Below are 14,105 nucleotides of genomic sequence, written 5' to 3' on the forward strand. Positions count from 1 at the left end.
TAAGTTTAGTTAGAATGTCTGGCATGGAATTTTTAAAATACTTCTTGGTGTTTGTGCTTTGCTTGGGGAGTTTGCAAGCAGAAAAGATCGAAGACATTGCTAACATCGTGGGTGTGCGCGATAACCAGCTGGTGGGCTATGGGCTTGTGATTGGCTTGAATGGCACGGGGGATAAATCCGGCTCTAAATTCACCATGCAGTCTATCGCCAATATGCTAGAGAGCGTGAATGTTAAAGTTTCGCCTAATGATATCGCTTCTAAAAATGTGGCTGCGGTGATGATCACCGCGTCCTTGCCCTCTTTTGCACGGCAGGGGGATAAAATTGACATTCAAATCTCTTCTATAGGGGATGCTAAATCTATCAATCATGGGGTTTTGGTGATGACTCCCCTGACAGCCATTGATGGAAACATTTATGCTATTGCTCAAGGAAGCGTGAGTTTGGGCAACTCGGCTAATCAACTCTCGGGTATCATCATCAATGGAGCGACCATTGAGCGCGAAGTTTCTTACGATCTCTACCATAAAAATGGTATGACCTTGAGTCTTAAAAAACCTAATTTTAAAAACGCGGTTAAAATCCAAGAAGCACTCAATAGAACCTTTAAAGAAAAGGTAGCCCTAGCTATCGATCCCAAAACTATCAAACTTAAAAAACCCGAAAACCTTACAATGGTGGAGTTTTTAGCCTTGATTCAAGAGGTGAATATCAATTACAGCCACCAAAATAAGATTATTATCGATGAAAAATCTGGCACCGTTGTTGCTGGAGTGGACATTGTGGTGCACCCGGTGGTGGTAACCAGTGGGGATGTTACCATTAAAATCACTAATGAGCTTTTAGAGCCCAAGAAGGGCAAGGCCAAAAAGGATATTCAAAAGCTAGGGCCTGAAACCATGTTTGATACAAAAGAAAATATCCTAAGTGCGCAAAAAGCGACCATTGCAAGCGTGGTCAAAGCCTTACAAAAAATTGGGGTGAGTCCTAAGGGGATTGTCTCCATCTTAGAGGCGATGAAAAAAGGGGGGGCCATCAGTGCAGAAATGGAGGTCATATGATTAAAAATAACTTAGATATTTATAACAGCTACCTAGCCAATAAACTCGATGCTAAAAAGTTAAAGGGTGATGATAGCAAGCTTAAGGAGCAAACCGATGCCTTTGAGTCCTTGTTGCTCAAATTTATGCTCGATACGGCTCTCAAATTAGATAACCCTCTCTACCCCAAACAAGCCGGGAGCGAGATTTACGAGTCTATGTACAAAGATTCTCTATCTAACCAACTCAGCGGACACTTTGGCTATAGCGAACTTCTTTTTAATTTTCTTAAGGCACAAGAAGAGCAGAAGAAAGGTTGAGAGTGGCATCTGACAACCATGAAGAAGAGGGAATTTTACATAAGATTGGCGATCGCCAAGAGCTCTTGGCTTTGCTCAATGAGTTTATTTTGCAGAGTTATCGCGTTGAAAAGGAGTTTAAAGATTATAAAGCCCTATATGAGTGGGTGATTGAGATTCTGCCCCAAGCCATTTGGGTGCTCAATGAAAATAAGAGTTTTTTCTATAAGAATAGTAAAGCACTAGAGAATCAAGACATCTTTGAAAAAGCGCGGGCGTTGGATTTTAATACAGAAATCGAACACGAGGGCAAAAACTACCTTTTTCAGCATAATAAGATACAGGGTAAAGAGATCATCACTGCTACAGACATTACCAAGCAAAAACGCCAAGAGAGATTAGTTTCTATGGGCAAGATTTCCGCCCATTTAGCCCATGAAATCCGTAACCCTGTAGGCTCTATTTCTCTGCTGACTTCGGTATTACTCAAAAAAGTAGACCCCAAAATACAACCCATTGTCTTTGAGTTACAAAAATCCCTTTGGCGTGTGGAGCGCATTATCAAGGCTACTTTGCTTTTTTCTAAAGGTGTGCATGCTAATAGGGTGGTCCAAAGTCTAAGTTTACTTGAAGATGAGATCACAGAAGCACTCAATCAATACACCTACACTAAAGAGATCACCCTAAAAACGCAGATCGCTCCCATCAGCGCGCACTACGACCTGAGCTTACTGAGTATCGCCTTGCAAAATTTCCTTTATAACGCCATTGATGCCATTGAAGAGGGAGCTCAAGATGAGGGGGTGATTGAGGTGCGGATTTTTGAAGAGGGAGAGTGGATAGTGTGCCATATTCAAGATGATGGCAAGGAAGTGTTGGATAAAGAATTGCTTTTTGAGCCCTTTGAAACCACCAAGTTAAAGGGCAATGGTTTAGGCTTGGCCCTCTCTTTGCAAGTTGTAGAAGCGCATGGAGGCAAGATCACCTTGCTAGATACAGAAGAGAAAATTTTTGAAATCCGCTTTTTAAGGGATTTGGAGCAATCCTCTAAGGGAGAAAATCACTAATCAGGCGCGTTGTGGCTTGGCAGATTGTGTAGCTATAACACCCAAAGCCACAATACCTATAAAAAAACTCCCCTCAGTAAAAAAGGAGAAGGGATCAAAACCCATAGCAAACACCATGTAAAAGACCAACATGCTTAACACAAGCAAAGAAACTTGAGGATTAATGGTGACTCGTCGCCAAAAAAAAAGCCACACCACTGCCCAAAATAAAAGAAGCACCCCCACACCCACTAAACCCCTACCGGCCAAAGTGTTGAGAATCTCATTTTCATACTTTTCCGCACAATTAATATCTTCTGCTTTTCTATAGGAATGCGCCAAAGCTAAAATCTCGGATAGTCGTTTACACTTGGTGCTCGGACTCATGCCAAAAATAGGCGAAAGACGCATAATAGCAATAGCAACTTTCCAGCGCGCGAGGCGTAGACCCGTGCTGGTATTAGGGTCTTTTTGGGCATAGAGTTTGAGATCGTAGCTAAACGAATCGGTGGCTGACCTAGCAGTTTGTAAAACCCCTCGGTTTTCTAGGAAATGATCAAGAGCAAACAAACTAGCAAAACCTAAAATAATGGCTAGCATGTAGGGTAAGGCGCGCAAGGATTTTTGGACATACAACACCAACACAGAAAGGGCGAAAAAACCGACAAAAAAGGCGGTCATCGCACTGCGAGTTCCGCTGAAAAGCACGACCACAAAACCTAACAAGAGGGCTACACTAAAAAGTATCTTTTCATGGCGTTTTTCAGAATAAAGTGCGTAGATATAGCACCCAAAAATGGCGATGCTGGTGAGCACAACAAAAGCCATGATGCTACTCCAACCACTCACCCGCCCTATATCCAAAAAAATCCTTTGAATCAGGGCGATGCTTCCATTGAGCGCGCAAGCGATTGCCATGCTTTGAAAAATCCATGTTTGCTTGAGATTTAAATTAGCCCCACTCAAACACACCAAAATAACCGCCCCAAAAACATAGATTAAAGGCATTTCTAAGGTAGGCAAATTGTAACGCCAACTAGCCAAATCGCCTTGAATAAAGAGAGGAGGCAGTGCGCTTAAGAACATAAGTACACATGCCAGTGCTAACCATCTAAGACCCTTAGAAAGTTTTAAGGGGGGTTTCCAGGTAAAATAATAAACAAGCGCACTGAGCACAAGTACAACGATCAGGGCGTGAGCACCAGCCCTTTTAAAAGAGAGTAAGAAAAATAGGGAAAAGAGAAAACTAAAGGCATGAGAAACCCAAGGCATTAACGATTCTTAATACCTAACGCGCCAATAAGCTCCATGTAACGATCATGATGAGTGTTTTTAAGGTATTTAAGAAGATTTTTGCGATGCCCCACTAGCTTAAGAAGCCCTAAACGACTGGAATGATCTTTGGGATTATGTTTTAAATGGGTGGTTAAATCCGCAATTCTACGACTCAAAAGTGCGATCTGCACTTCACAAGAACCCGTGTCATTTTCCTGACGGGCAAACTGCCTAATAATTTCTTGTTTTTTCTCCGTATTTAAAGCCATGGAGACCTCCTATAGGAATTTAGATAAGTGGGCATTATAACCTAAAAAGTCAAAATTTACACGAAAAATTGTAAAATAGTGCAAATTTACAAGCAGGGAGTAGAGTTGGCGCGCGACAAACAAAAGGGTCTTCTAAAAAAAGCCTTTCCTTTTTTTAGGGAGCTGTCTCGCTCTAAAGATTTGACCGTGGTCGCCTTTGTGATCGCCATTTTGGGGATCATCATCGTGCCTCTGCCTCCCTTTTTATTGGATTTTCTGCTCACTATTTCTATCGCCCTTTCTGTGCTCATTATTTTAATCGGACTTTACATCACCAAGCCCACCGATTTTAGCGCCTTCCCTACTTTGCTGCTCATCGTAACGCTTTATCGCCTCGCGCTCAATGTCGCCACCACACGCATGATTTTAACAGAGGGCTACAAAGGACCTAGTGCGGTCAGCGATATTATTAGTGCCTTTGGGGAATTTACTGTCAGTGGGAATTATGTTATTGGGACGATCATTTTTAGTATTTTGGTGCTGGTTAATCTTTTGGTAGTAACTAATGGCTCTACGCGGGTTACTGAGGTGCGCGCGCGCTTTGCTTTGGATGCGATGCCCGGAAAACAAATGGCCATCGATGCGGATTTAAACTCCGGGCTCATTGATAGCGATGAGGCCAAAAAACGCCGTGCGGCCCTCACTCAAGAGGCGGATTTTTACGGCGCGATGGATGGAGCAAGCAAGTTTGTTAAGGGCGATGCGATCGCTTCAATTATCATCACCTTGATTAATATTATCGGGGGTTTTTTGGTAGGAGTCTTCCAGAGGGACATGACCATGTCTTATAGTGCCTCTACTTTCACGATTTTAACCATTGGAGATGGCTTGGTGGGACAAATTCCTGCGCTCATCATCGCCACGGCTACGGGCATTGTCGCCACACGCACCACTCAGCACGAAGAAGAGAATTTTGCTAGCAAGCTCATCACCCAACTTACCGATAAAAGTAAGACTTTGGTCATTGTGGGCTGTATCTTATTGCTCTTTGCGAGCGTGCCCGGCTTGCCTACCTTTTCGCTTGCCTTTGTGGGGAGTTTGTTTTTATTCATTGCGTGGCTGATTTCACGCGAAGGCAAAGACAACCTCTTTAGTAAGTTCGAAAAGTGGTTGAGTAAAAAAACGGGGGTAGATCTCTCTACTAGAGTTACTACACAGGTAGAGCAAGCCCCCATAACGCGCCCCCAAAAAAGCGCGGAGGAAATCAAAAAAGAAGAAGAGCAAGCCATTAATGAGGTGCTTAAAATTGAGTTTTTGGAGTTGGCATTGGGTTACCAACTTATCTCCCTAGCCGATGTCAAGCAGGGGGGGGATTTGCTCGAGCGCATTCGTGGCATTCGTAAGAAAATTGCCAGTGATTACGGCTTTTTAATGCCTCAAATCCGTATTAGAGATAATCTCCAACTCCCCCCCACCCACTATGAGATCAAGCTTAAAGGAGTGAGTATTGGAGATGGGAGCGTGATGCCCGATCGTTTCTTGGCCATGAATACGGGCTTTGCAGGAAAGGAAATTGAAGGCATTCCTACCAAAGAGCCCGCCTTTGGCATGGACGCGCTTTGGATTGAGCCCAAAGACAAAGAAGAGGCGATCATTCAGGGTTATACCATCATTGACCCCTCCACGGTGATTGCCACACACACTAGCGAGCTGGTCAAAAATTACGCCGAAGAGTTTATTACAAAAGATGAAGTCAAATCCCTTTTAGAACGCTTGGCTAATGACTACCCTGCCATTGTTGAGGAGGCTAAGAAAATCCCTACTGGAGTGATTCGCTCTGTGTTGCAAGAACTCTTACATGAGAAAATCCCCATTAGGGACATGCTCACCATTTTAGAGACTATCACTGACATCGCCCCTAGCGTGCAAAATGACATCACCATCTTGACCGAACAGGTGCGCGCGCGCCTCTCTAGAGTCATCACTAATATTTTTAAATCTGAGGACGGCACGCTTAAATTACTCACCCTAGGCACAGCCACCGAGCAATTTTTGCTCAATAAGCTCAAAGATCAGACCTCGGGAAAATTCTTACTGCTAAACGCGACCGAAATGCAGCAACTCATTGAAAATATCTCTGCTGAGTCGATGAAAATTTTACAACGCGGGATTGCTCCGGTGATTCTCATTGTTGATCCGGAGTTGCGCCGCCCCCTCTCTACTAAAATGGAACAATTCAAGATTGACATTGTGGTCTTAAGCCATGCCGAGCTAGACACCAATGCCAAATACGAAGTTTTGGGCACAATTAATATTAATTTTTAAGGAAATTCATGCAGGTCTTTCACCTATCCCATACTGACTTAGACGGCTATGGTTGCCAGTTTATCAGCCGCCATTTTTTTGAGCAAATCAGTTATTACAACGCCAACTATGGCAAGGAAGTCTCCGCACGACTCAAGGAAATTATCAATGCGCTTAACAAGCCCATTCTTCAAAAGGCGTTGATCTTGGTTACCGATCTCAACCTCACTTTAGGTGAGGCGGAGTTTTTGCAAAAGGAATGCGAAGCGTTGCGCCTGCAGGGTAGAGAAGTAGAAATCTTGCTCTTAGATCACCATATCACCGGACAAGATGCTGCGCAGGCCTATTCTTGGTATCATCTGGATGTAGAAAGGAGTGCCTCTAAAATCACCTATGAAACCCTTAAAGAGCGTTTTAAGCCCCTTCAAGAGGACGCGTTAGAAAAGCTCGCTCCCATGGTGGAGATGATTAATTCTATTGATATTTGGCAAGAAGAGGGTTTTGGTTTTGAACTGGGCAAGGTGTGTATGCGCATGATTGCAAGCACCCATGAGCTCAACCGCTCCATGTTTGATGCGCAAAACCGCGCCTATAAATTCGCACTTTTAGAACATGTGCCCGCCTATATCCATCAAGAGAGAGGCGCGGTTTTATTTGACAATGATCTCTTTAAGCTTAAAAAGATTGCTTTAGGAGGGAACCCTGATATGGAAACTATGGATAATATCGCCTCTAACGCTCAAGTTGCTCTACTCTCTAAAAATAAAGAGATTTGTACTGTGCTTTGCGATGGTAAAAGAGGGTTTTTGAGCTACAACATGGGAGGCATTAGCGTTTTAGCCAATCTCTTTTTACGCGAAAATCCCGAATTTGATTTTTATATTGATGTGAGTTTTAGAGGTTCCGTGAGCTTGCGTTCTAATAATAAATGCGATGTAAGTAGCATTAGCAAGCAGTATTTCAATGGCGGAGGGCATAAAAACGCCAGTGGGGGCAAAATTGAGGGTTTTAAAGAAAGTTTTAGCTATTATGACATCAAAGAACAATTAGAGGGGGTCTTTGCGCGAAAAAACGAGGGCGGTTCTGATAGTTTTTTTGCCAATCGGTTTGGTTTTAATATTTAAAAGGAGTCTTCATGAGGTCATGGGTTGTCGCTTCTTGTTTAGCTTTGGGGTTGGCTACAGGGTGCACGAAATACAGCGTGATTCCTGAAAATGTAACTAGGTATAATAACGGGGTGCAAGTGCTCACCTCCAGCCAATCAAATTCCAAAGTACAAGTTGAGGTGGCACAAAAACAACTTAAGGGACTAGACAATCCCCCCCTAGTGATTTATGTAGGAGCACAGATTACTGGTGGTAGTCCGGTTGACTTTGATAGTAGCCACATTACGGCCACTGAGGGACAAATAAATCTTCCTGTACTCAATTTCAGACAGATGGTGCGATCAAGTTATGATTTTGATCCCGTGTTGCAAAAATTTAATATCGCCGTGCCCTCTACGCCCATCACAGGAGACAATATTCCCTCACCTATGTTTTATTATGGACAAGGGGCTTTCTTGGCCTATGACATGATGATGGGCGTACCCTTTATGATGATGGATGATGCGCAGACCCAAGCGATCATGCAAGATGAACGCCAAGCTTTTAAAATCATGGCGATTAACTATTTAAGACGCTCCACCTTAAAACCCGATGGCAAGGCTAGAGGAGGCTTTGTGGTGATTGATCCTAAGCACATTACTCCTGGAACAATTGTGGTTAAGATTGCGCTCAATAAGGATGTGCATACTTTTAAACTAGATATCAGGTAGGCTTACTTGCAAACTTTATACACTCTTTTGGAACAGGTTTCTAGCGTTGTTACTCTCAAAGCCCTAGAAGACCTGCGTTTACAGGCTTTAGGCAAAAAGGGAATCCTCACTCAAGAATTTGCCCAGCTCAAGAATCTAAGCGGACAGGAAAAAGCCCAAAAAGCCCAAGAGCTCAACCACTTTAAAGAAGCTTTTACTCGCGCACACGCGGAACGCAAACAGATTTTACAAGATTGCGAATTAGAAACGCGCCTAAAAGCAGAAAAGATCGACCCCACGCTGGCCTATACCCAATCTAGCGCGAGTTTGGGGCATCCCTTGAGTTATACTAAAGATCGCATCATCACTTATTTCACCCAGCTAGGTTTTAAATTGCACTTGGGGGCATTAGTAGAAGAAGAGTTTTATAATTTTGACGCGCTCAACATGCCCGCTTACCACCCCGCGCGCGCCATGCAAGACACCTTTTATTTTAAAGATCATAAACTTTTGCGTACCCACACTTCCCCCACTCAAATCCATGCCATGCAGACCCAAAAACCTCCTATTAAGATGATTGGAGTGGGCCCTACTTTTCGGCGCGATTATGACACCACGCACACCCCCATGTTTTCCCAAGTAGAGGGATTGGTTGTGGATTTAGAACACAGGGTGCATTTTGGGCATCTCAAACAGGTTTTAGAGGACTTTTTACACCATCTCTTTGGGGATGTCCATGTGCGCTGGCGCTCTAGCTTTTTCCCTTTTACCGAGCCTAGCGCAGAGGTAGATATCAGCTGTGTGTTCTGCGCTCAAGAAGGATGCAAAGTGTGCAAGCACACCGGTTGGTTAGAGATTTTAGGGGCAGGCTGTGTGCACCCTAATGTCTTTAAACATGCGGGTTTGAAGGGGGTGAGTGGTTATGCTTTTGGATTGGGCATTGAACGCTTAACCATGCTCACCTGCGCAATCAACGATCTAAGAAGTCTTTTTGAAACCGATTTGAGATTGCTAGAGGCTTTTTAATGTTGCTCAACACTTATATTTTACAGGACTTTTTAGAGGGGGATTTGCCCGATGTATCTGCCCTGTGCACGGATTTGAGTCGTGTGGGCTTGGAAGTAGAAGGTGTACACTTTTTTGATCTGCCTCAAGAGGTGGTGATCGCTCAAGTGATTAGCAAAGAGCCCCACCCTAATGCGCAGAAACTTAGCATTTGCCAAGTGGATAGAGGGGGTGAAATTCTTCAAATTGTCTGTGGGGCTAAAAATGTGTGCGCGGGGCAATTTGTCGCGCTAGCTTTGCCCGGGGCGCATTTGAGCGCGTGCAGCTTGAATATCCAGCCTAGCACGCTTAGAGGGGTGGAAAGCTTTGGCATGCTCTGCTCGAGTGTTGAGCTAGGTTTACCCAAGCTTTATGAAGGGATTTTGATTTTAGATAGCAGTTTAAATAGAGATGAACCCTTAAAACTAGGTACCCTTCTAAAAGATTTGCCCTTTTTTAAAGGCGCGCTTTTAGAGATCGCCCTCACTCCTAATCGGGGAGACTGCTTAAGTGCTTTGGGCATCGCACGCGAAATTAGCGCGCTCTATGCCCTGCGCTTGAAAAAGCCCCCCAAACTCTCTTGTAGCTCCCTGAAAACCTCCCCCACTCTCCCTGCAAGCCTGCCCCCCTGCGCGTTGGGATATGCTACCTTAGAGTTAGAGGAACACACTCTACCCCTAGAAATCGCGCTTACTCTAGCTTTGCAACATAATTTGCAAGAAAGTTTGATCGCCAATTTGCTTGAATACGCCACTTATTTAAGCGGAGTGATTTTGCAGGCCTACCCAAATGTGTCTTTAGAAGTGCGCATGTCTTCAGAGGGTTTTTTATACACTCAACATGCTAACAAGACTCTAGCTACTATTGGGGTAAGCTCCCCTCCCAATCCCCCCCAAATCTCCCCCTATTTGCTAGAAGCCAGTTTTATAGAACCCGGCCATTTATGCCAAAGCCTGCACAAGCAACCCCAAGAGACCACCCTCGCCCTCATCCACCGCACCCAGCGCGGGAGCAACCCACAGGTGCAAGAGGGCTTAGAGTGGCTAGCCTTGTTGCTCGCGCGCTTTTATCCAAAGGCTAGCTTACAGACTAGCGCGTCTATAAGCACGCTAGTCCCTCAAGCTCTTCAAATCACGCCCCAAGAGATCACCCAAGTGTTGGGCATGCAAGTGGATTTAGAGCGCGTGTGTGCGATCTTAGAGGGGTTGGGTTTTGGGGTAGAAGTAGTAGGGGATGCGCTCACTCTGCACATTCCCCCCTACCGCCATGACATTGAAGGCGTGCATGACATCGCTGAGGAGATTTTGCGCTTTGTGGGTATTGACAACGCCCCTAAAGCCCTTTTGCATACCACAGAAACTAATAACGCCAATCCTCATTATGCCCGCTACCGCTTTGAGAGAGCTCTAGCCACAAAAGCTTTGGCTTTGGGCTTTAAAGAGGTGGCGCATTATCTCTTTGCCAAAAAAGAGTATTTAGAGGTGTTGGGTTACCCCACTTTGCAAGAAAACCTAGACCTGCTCAACCCTATTAATGCTGACATGAGCACCTTGCGCACTTCTTTAATTCCTGGACTTTTGCAAGCTGTTGCACGCAATAAAAACTTAGGCTTTAAGAGTATTGCTCTTTTTGAGCTAGGGAGTGTTTATAATGCCCAGCGTGAGGAAAGCCAAAGCCTTGCCTTTTTAACCACCACGCTTAAAACTCTGCCCCACTATCCCCACCCTAAGGGGCAGATATGGGACTTTTACGCCTTTGCCCATGCCCTCTCTAGCGTGATTGGCGCATTTGAGCTAGAACCCATCATGCAAGAGCAAACCCAAGAGCATGCCTATTTAAAGATTGTCTACCACCCCTACCAAAGCGCGTGGCTGATCCAAGAGGGGCGCAGGATTGGAGTATTAGGAGCGATCAATCCGGTATTGGTGCAAAAAGAGGACTTGCTAGAGGGTTTTATTGCCGAAATAGATCGCACAGCTTTGCAACAAAAGCCCTACCAAGCACAAAGCTTTTCTAAGCTCCCTACCAGCTTTCGAGATTTGACCTTGATCGTTGATAAAAATTGCTCTTTTAGTGCCCTTAAGCAATGTCTTTTAGGGGCGCGTATTGCGCATTTAAAAGAGGTCTTCCCCCTAGACATTTACACGGAAAATTCTGAACAGATCGCCTTGAGTCTGCGCTTAAAAATCCAATCCCAAGAATCCTTGACAGACACACAATTACAGGCTATCACGCAGCAAGCTTTAGGCGTGCTAGAGCACGATTTTAAGGCCAAACTCAAATGATACACATCACCCCCGCCCCTGCCTTTGATCTGATCTTAGAACACTTGCCCGCTGATAAATCTTTGAGTCATCGTGCCGTGATTTTCGCGCTTTTTTGCCAAAAACCTTGTTATGTACAAAATTTTCTCAGAGGGCAGGATTGCCTAAGCACTCTTAATATTGCTAAAGCTCTAGGGCTTAGGGTGCAAGCGCGCGCAAATACCCTGAAATTCACCCCCCCTAAACGCTTTTTACAATTTAGCGAGCCTGCCAAGCCCCTAAATTGCCGCAATTCAGGCACAACCATGCGTCTTTTTAGCGGTTTGCTTGCTAGTAGCCAACACCAGAAAAATCATTATATCTTAGTGGGCGATTCTTCTTTAAGTCAACGCCCTATGGGGCGTGTGATCGCCCCCTTGCAACAAATGGGCGCGCGCATTGGCGCGCGCGTACAAAACACCCTAGCCCCTTTGAGCATTCTTAGCACGCCTTTAAGTGGACTCAAATACTCTAGCCCTCTCTCTTCAGCTCAAGTTAAAAGCGCGTTGCTTTTAGCTGCCTTGCAGGCCAAAGACTCTCTTATTTTTAGCGAGCCCTCTTTGAGTCGCGATCACACTGAGCGCATACTAGAGGCTTTGGGCGCAAATATCCAAATTGGTGATCAGCACATCACCCTAGAACCCCTGCAAAAACCCCTAGAGTCTTTTTCTTGGACAATCCCTGTTGACCCTTCTAGCGCGTTTTACTTTGCCCTAGCGGCCGCGCTCGTGCCTCAAAGCGCAGTATTACTAAAAAATGTCCTGCTTAATCCCACGCGCATAGAGGCTTTTCAAGTGTTAAAAAAGATGGGCTTGCATGTGGAGTTTCACCCACATAGCGCGCAGATCGAGTCTGTGGGAGATATTTATGTGGAACACCGCCCTCTAAAAGCCTTTGAGATTGCAGAAAATATCCCCTCGCTCATTGATGAATTGCCCGCCCTAGCAGTGGCGATGAGTGTGGCTAAAGGAGTTAGCCACGTGCGCAATGCTCAAGAATTGCGCGTCAAAGAAAGCGATCGAATCGCCACTACTTTAAGTAATTTAGCCAAAATGGGCATAGAATGCCAAGCTTACGAAGATGGTTTTGGCATTAAAGGGGGGTATCTTAAAAGCCCTCAAGAGCCCCTAGAGAGTTTTGGAGATCACCGCATTGCGTTAAGCCTTGCAGTGGCGTTGCTCGCTTGTGGGGGCAGATTGAAAAATGCCGATTGTATGGGGGTTTCCTTCCCCAATTTTATAGAGATTTTAAGAGGTATTACCTCCCTTAAGGAAGTTTATGCAAGTGAAAATGGCTAAGAATTATGGCTTTTGTTTTGGGGTGAAGCGCGCCATTGAGATTGCCCAAAAGAATAAAAATAGTCTCACTCTAGGCTCGCTCATCCACAACCCCAAAGAGATCAAACGCCTAGAACAAGATTACAATGTGCGCGTACAAGAAGATGTAGAAGGCATTGAACTCCATAAAAGCGTGATCATCCGCACGCATGGAATCCCTAAAAACGATTTAGCCAAGCTTAAAGACAAGGGTGCACAGATCATTGATGCGACTTGTCCCTATGTGATCAAACCCCAGCAGATTGTAGAGAAAATGAGCGCACAAGGCTATCAGATCGTGCTCTTTGGAGATGCCGATCATCCTGAGGTCAAAGGGGTGATTAGTTATTCTAGCACGCCCCCCTTAGTGGTAAGCTCCTTAGAGGAGTTGCAGACCCAAAAATTGGGCAAAAAAATCGCGCTAGTGTCTCAAACTACCAAACAAACTCCTAAACTCTTAGAAATTGCGAGTTTTCTCATCGCGCGCTGTGCGGAGGTGCGCATTTTTAACACCATCTGCAACGCCACTTTTGATAACCAAGAGGCGGTCAGAGAACTCAGCCAAGAAGTGGATATTATGGTGATTGTGGGGGGCAAGACCTCTTCAAACACCAAGCAACTTTTTCATATCGCTAAAGAATTTTGCACGGATAGCTACTTGGTAGAGGATTTTAACGACCTCAACCTAGAGTGGTTTAGAGGTAAAAAACTCTGCGGGATTAGCGCAGGAGCTTCCACTCCAGATTGGATCATTGAAAAAGTAAAAACTCAAATTGCTCAAATTTAAACAAAGGAGATCAGATGATTGCTAGTATTACCAGTGCGGACTACAAACAAAAAGTTCAAGAAGGGATTGTGGTGGTTGATGTGGGGGCTTCTTGGTGTCCGGATTGTCGTAGGATAGAACCCATTATGCAACAATTAGCCAAGGATTACGCGGGCCGTGTGAATTTCTATAAGGTGGATTTTGATGCAAGCGAGGATCTCAAAGAGGAGCTGGGCATTAGGCGTATTCCAACCTTGATTTTTTATAAAAATGGTACAGAAGTTGGGGATCGCTTGGTAGAGCCAGGAAGTCGTGGGCCTATTGAAAATGCGATCAAGGCACTCCTATGAGATTTAACACATTTGTTCTATCGCTAAAGCATTTCTTGCCCTCCCCCCTCTATGGTGTTTTGCGTTATTTTTATAACATTGTACGCGCTTTTATACGCGCTCTTATAAAGACTCCTCCTCGTCCAAGTCATTTTAACCCTATTTATCACCCTCAAAAAACTCGCGTTTTTTCTGAGATCGCCCCTCTTGACAACCAAGATTTTATCTTGGCTAACAAAACTTTAGCGCAAGGAAAAACCCCCGGTCCTCGTTTTCCTGAGCAATTTGTGCACACTCCCGGTCCTCGCTCTCTCATCTTGCGCTCTCTACCCCCCCCCCC

14 protein-coding genes are annotated in these 14,105 nt (G+C 44.8%); 12 read left to right on the forward strand and 2 right to left on the reverse strand.

Features of this window, described 5'->3' with window-relative positions; genetic code table 11:
* Positions 1-23: 23 nt before the first annotated feature.
* Genes C6H00_RS04830 through C6H00_RS04840 form a run of 3 tightly spaced genes read left to right on the forward strand, consistent with a single transcriptional unit; the run spans position 24 to position 2,406 of the window.
* Complete coding sequence (locus C6H00_RS04830) at positions 24-1,061, forward strand: flagellar basal body P-ring protein FlgI (RefSeq protein WP_104749905.1); 1,038 nt, start codon at positions 24-26, stop codon at positions 1,059-1,061.
* Positions 1,058-1,360: a hypothetical protein gene (locus tag C6H00_RS04835; RefSeq protein WP_013469404.1), complete on the forward strand. Its 303-nt coding sequence runs from the start codon at positions 1,058-1,060 to the stop codon at positions 1,358-1,360. Before C6H00_RS04830 ends, C6H00_RS04835 begins: the two co-directional genes overlap by 4 nt.
* Before the next feature lie 2 nt (positions 1,361-1,362).
* A complete protein-coding gene (locus C6H00_RS04840) occupies positions 1,363-2,406 on the forward strand; it encodes a sensor histidine kinase (protein ID WP_104749893.1) in 1,044 nt (347 codons plus the stop codon).
* Here the strand turns inward: C6H00_RS04840 and C6H00_RS04845 are convergent, their stop codons facing one another.
* Both C6H00_RS04845 and rpsO read right to left on the reverse strand, forming a co-directional pair.
* A complete protein-coding gene (locus tag C6H00_RS04845; protein ID WP_104749894.1) occupies positions 2,407-3,657 on the reverse strand; it encodes an O-antigen ligase family protein in 1,251 nt (416 codons plus the stop codon).
* Positions 3,657-3,929, reverse strand: coding sequence for a 30S ribosomal protein S15 (gene rpsO / locus C6H00_RS04850; protein WP_104749895.1), 273 nt, complete (start codon positions 3,927-3,929; stop codon positions 3,657-3,659). The genes C6H00_RS04845 and rpsO overlap by 1 nt, the downstream gene beginning before the upstream one ends.
* 105 nt (positions 3,930-4,034) lie before the next feature.
* Between rpsO and flhA the strand changes: the two genes are divergently transcribed.
* The 9 genes from flhA to C6H00_RS04895 form a co-directional block, all read left to right on the forward strand.
* Positions 4,035-6,233 carry a flagellar biosynthesis protein FlhA gene (gene flhA, locus C6H00_RS04855; RefSeq protein ID WP_104749906.1) on the forward strand — a complete coding sequence of 733 codons (2,199 nt, stop codon included), beginning with the start codon at positions 4,035-4,037 and terminating at the stop codon, positions 6,231-6,233.
* 8 nt (positions 6,234-6,241) lie between these two features.
* A complete protein-coding gene (locus C6H00_RS04860; protein ID WP_104749896.1) occupies positions 6,242-7,336 on the forward strand; it encodes a DHH family phosphoesterase in 1,095 nt (364 codons plus the stop codon).
* A gap of 11 nt (positions 7,337-7,347) precedes the next feature.
* Positions 7,348-8,028 (forward strand): hypothetical protein, encoded by a 681-nt coding sequence (locus C6H00_RS04865; protein ID WP_104749897.1) that lies wholly within the window; start codon positions 7,348-7,350, stop codon positions 8,026-8,028.
* A gap of 6 nt (positions 8,029-8,034) precedes the next feature.
* Positions 8,035-9,033, forward strand: a complete 999-nt coding sequence (gene pheS, locus C6H00_RS04870) for a phenylalanine--tRNA ligase subunit alpha (RefSeq protein ID WP_104749898.1) — start codon at positions 8,035-8,037, stop codon at positions 9,031-9,033.
* Complete coding sequence (gene ytpR, locus C6H00_RS04875; RefSeq protein WP_199769190.1) at positions 9,033-11,336, forward strand: YtpR family tRNA-binding protein; 2,304 nt, start codon at positions 9,033-9,035, stop codon at positions 11,334-11,336. Before pheS ends, ytpR begins: the two co-directional genes overlap by 1 nt.
* Positions 11,333-12,652 (forward strand): 3-phosphoshikimate 1-carboxyvinyltransferase, encoded by a 1,320-nt coding sequence (aroA, locus tag C6H00_RS04880; RefSeq protein ID WP_104749899.1) that lies wholly within the window; start codon positions 11,333-11,335, stop codon positions 12,650-12,652. Before ytpR ends, aroA begins: the two co-directional genes overlap by 4 nt.
* Positions 12,633-13,457, forward strand: coding sequence for a 4-hydroxy-3-methylbut-2-enyl diphosphate reductase (locus C6H00_RS04885; RefSeq protein WP_104749900.1), 825 nt, complete (start codon positions 12,633-12,635; stop codon positions 13,455-13,457). Before aroA ends, C6H00_RS04885 begins: the two co-directional genes overlap by 20 nt.
* Positions 13,458-13,471: 14 nt before the next feature.
* On the forward strand, positions 13,472-13,786 hold the full coding sequence (locus C6H00_RS04890) for a thioredoxin family protein (protein ID WP_104749901.1): 315 nt from the start codon (positions 13,472-13,474) through the stop codon (positions 13,784-13,786).
* Positions 13,783-14,105, forward strand: a 323-nt coding sequence (locus tag C6H00_RS04895) for a hypothetical protein (protein ID WP_158655731.1), incomplete at its 3' end; no start/stop codon positions are given. The genes C6H00_RS04890 and C6H00_RS04895, both read left to right, overlap by 4 nt.

Source organism: Helicobacter cynogastricus (assembly GCF_900197855.1).
GTDB lineage: Bacteria > Campylobacterota > Campylobacteria > Campylobacterales > Helicobacteraceae > Helicobacter > Helicobacter cynogastricus.

Bases quoted from the DNA above. Each gene is read 5' to 3' on its own strand.
- C6H00_RS04865 (WP_104749897.1), top strand. From the start codon at position 7,348: ATGAGGTCATGGGTTGTCGCTTCTTGTTTAGCTTTGGGGTTGGCTACA.
- C6H00_RS04890 (WP_104749901.1), top strand. From the start codon at position 13,472: ATGATTGCTAGTATTACCAGTGCGGACTACAAACAAAAAGTTCAAGAA.
- C6H00_RS04830 (WP_104749905.1), top strand. From the start codon at position 24: ATGGAATTTTTAAAATACTTCTTGGTGTTTGTGCTTTGCTTGGGGAGT.
- C6H00_RS04860 (WP_104749896.1), top strand. From the start codon at position 6,242: ATGCAGGTCTTTCACCTATCCCATACTGACTTAGACGGCTATGGTTGC.
- C6H00_RS04845 (WP_104749894.1), bottom strand. From the start codon at position 3,657: ATGCCTTGGGTTTCTCATGCCTTTAGTTTTCTCTTTTCCCTATTTTTC.
- C6H00_RS04835 (WP_013469404.1), top strand. From the start codon at position 1,058: ATGATTAAAAATAACTTAGATATTTATAACAGCTACCTAGCCAATAAA.
- ytpR (WP_199769190.1), top strand. From the start codon at position 9,033: ATGTTGCTCAACACTTATATTTTACAGGACTTTTTAGAGGGGGATTTG.
- rpsO (WP_104749895.1), bottom strand. From the start codon at position 3,929: ATGGCTTTAAATACGGAGAAAAAACAAGAAATTATTAGGCAGTTTGCC.
- C6H00_RS04885 (WP_104749900.1), top strand. From the start codon at position 12,633: ATGCAAGTGAAAATGGCTAAGAATTATGGCTTTTGTTTTGGGGTGAAG.
- aroA (WP_104749899.1), top strand. From the start codon at position 11,333: ATGATACACATCACCCCCGCCCCTGCCTTTGATCTGATCTTAGAACAC.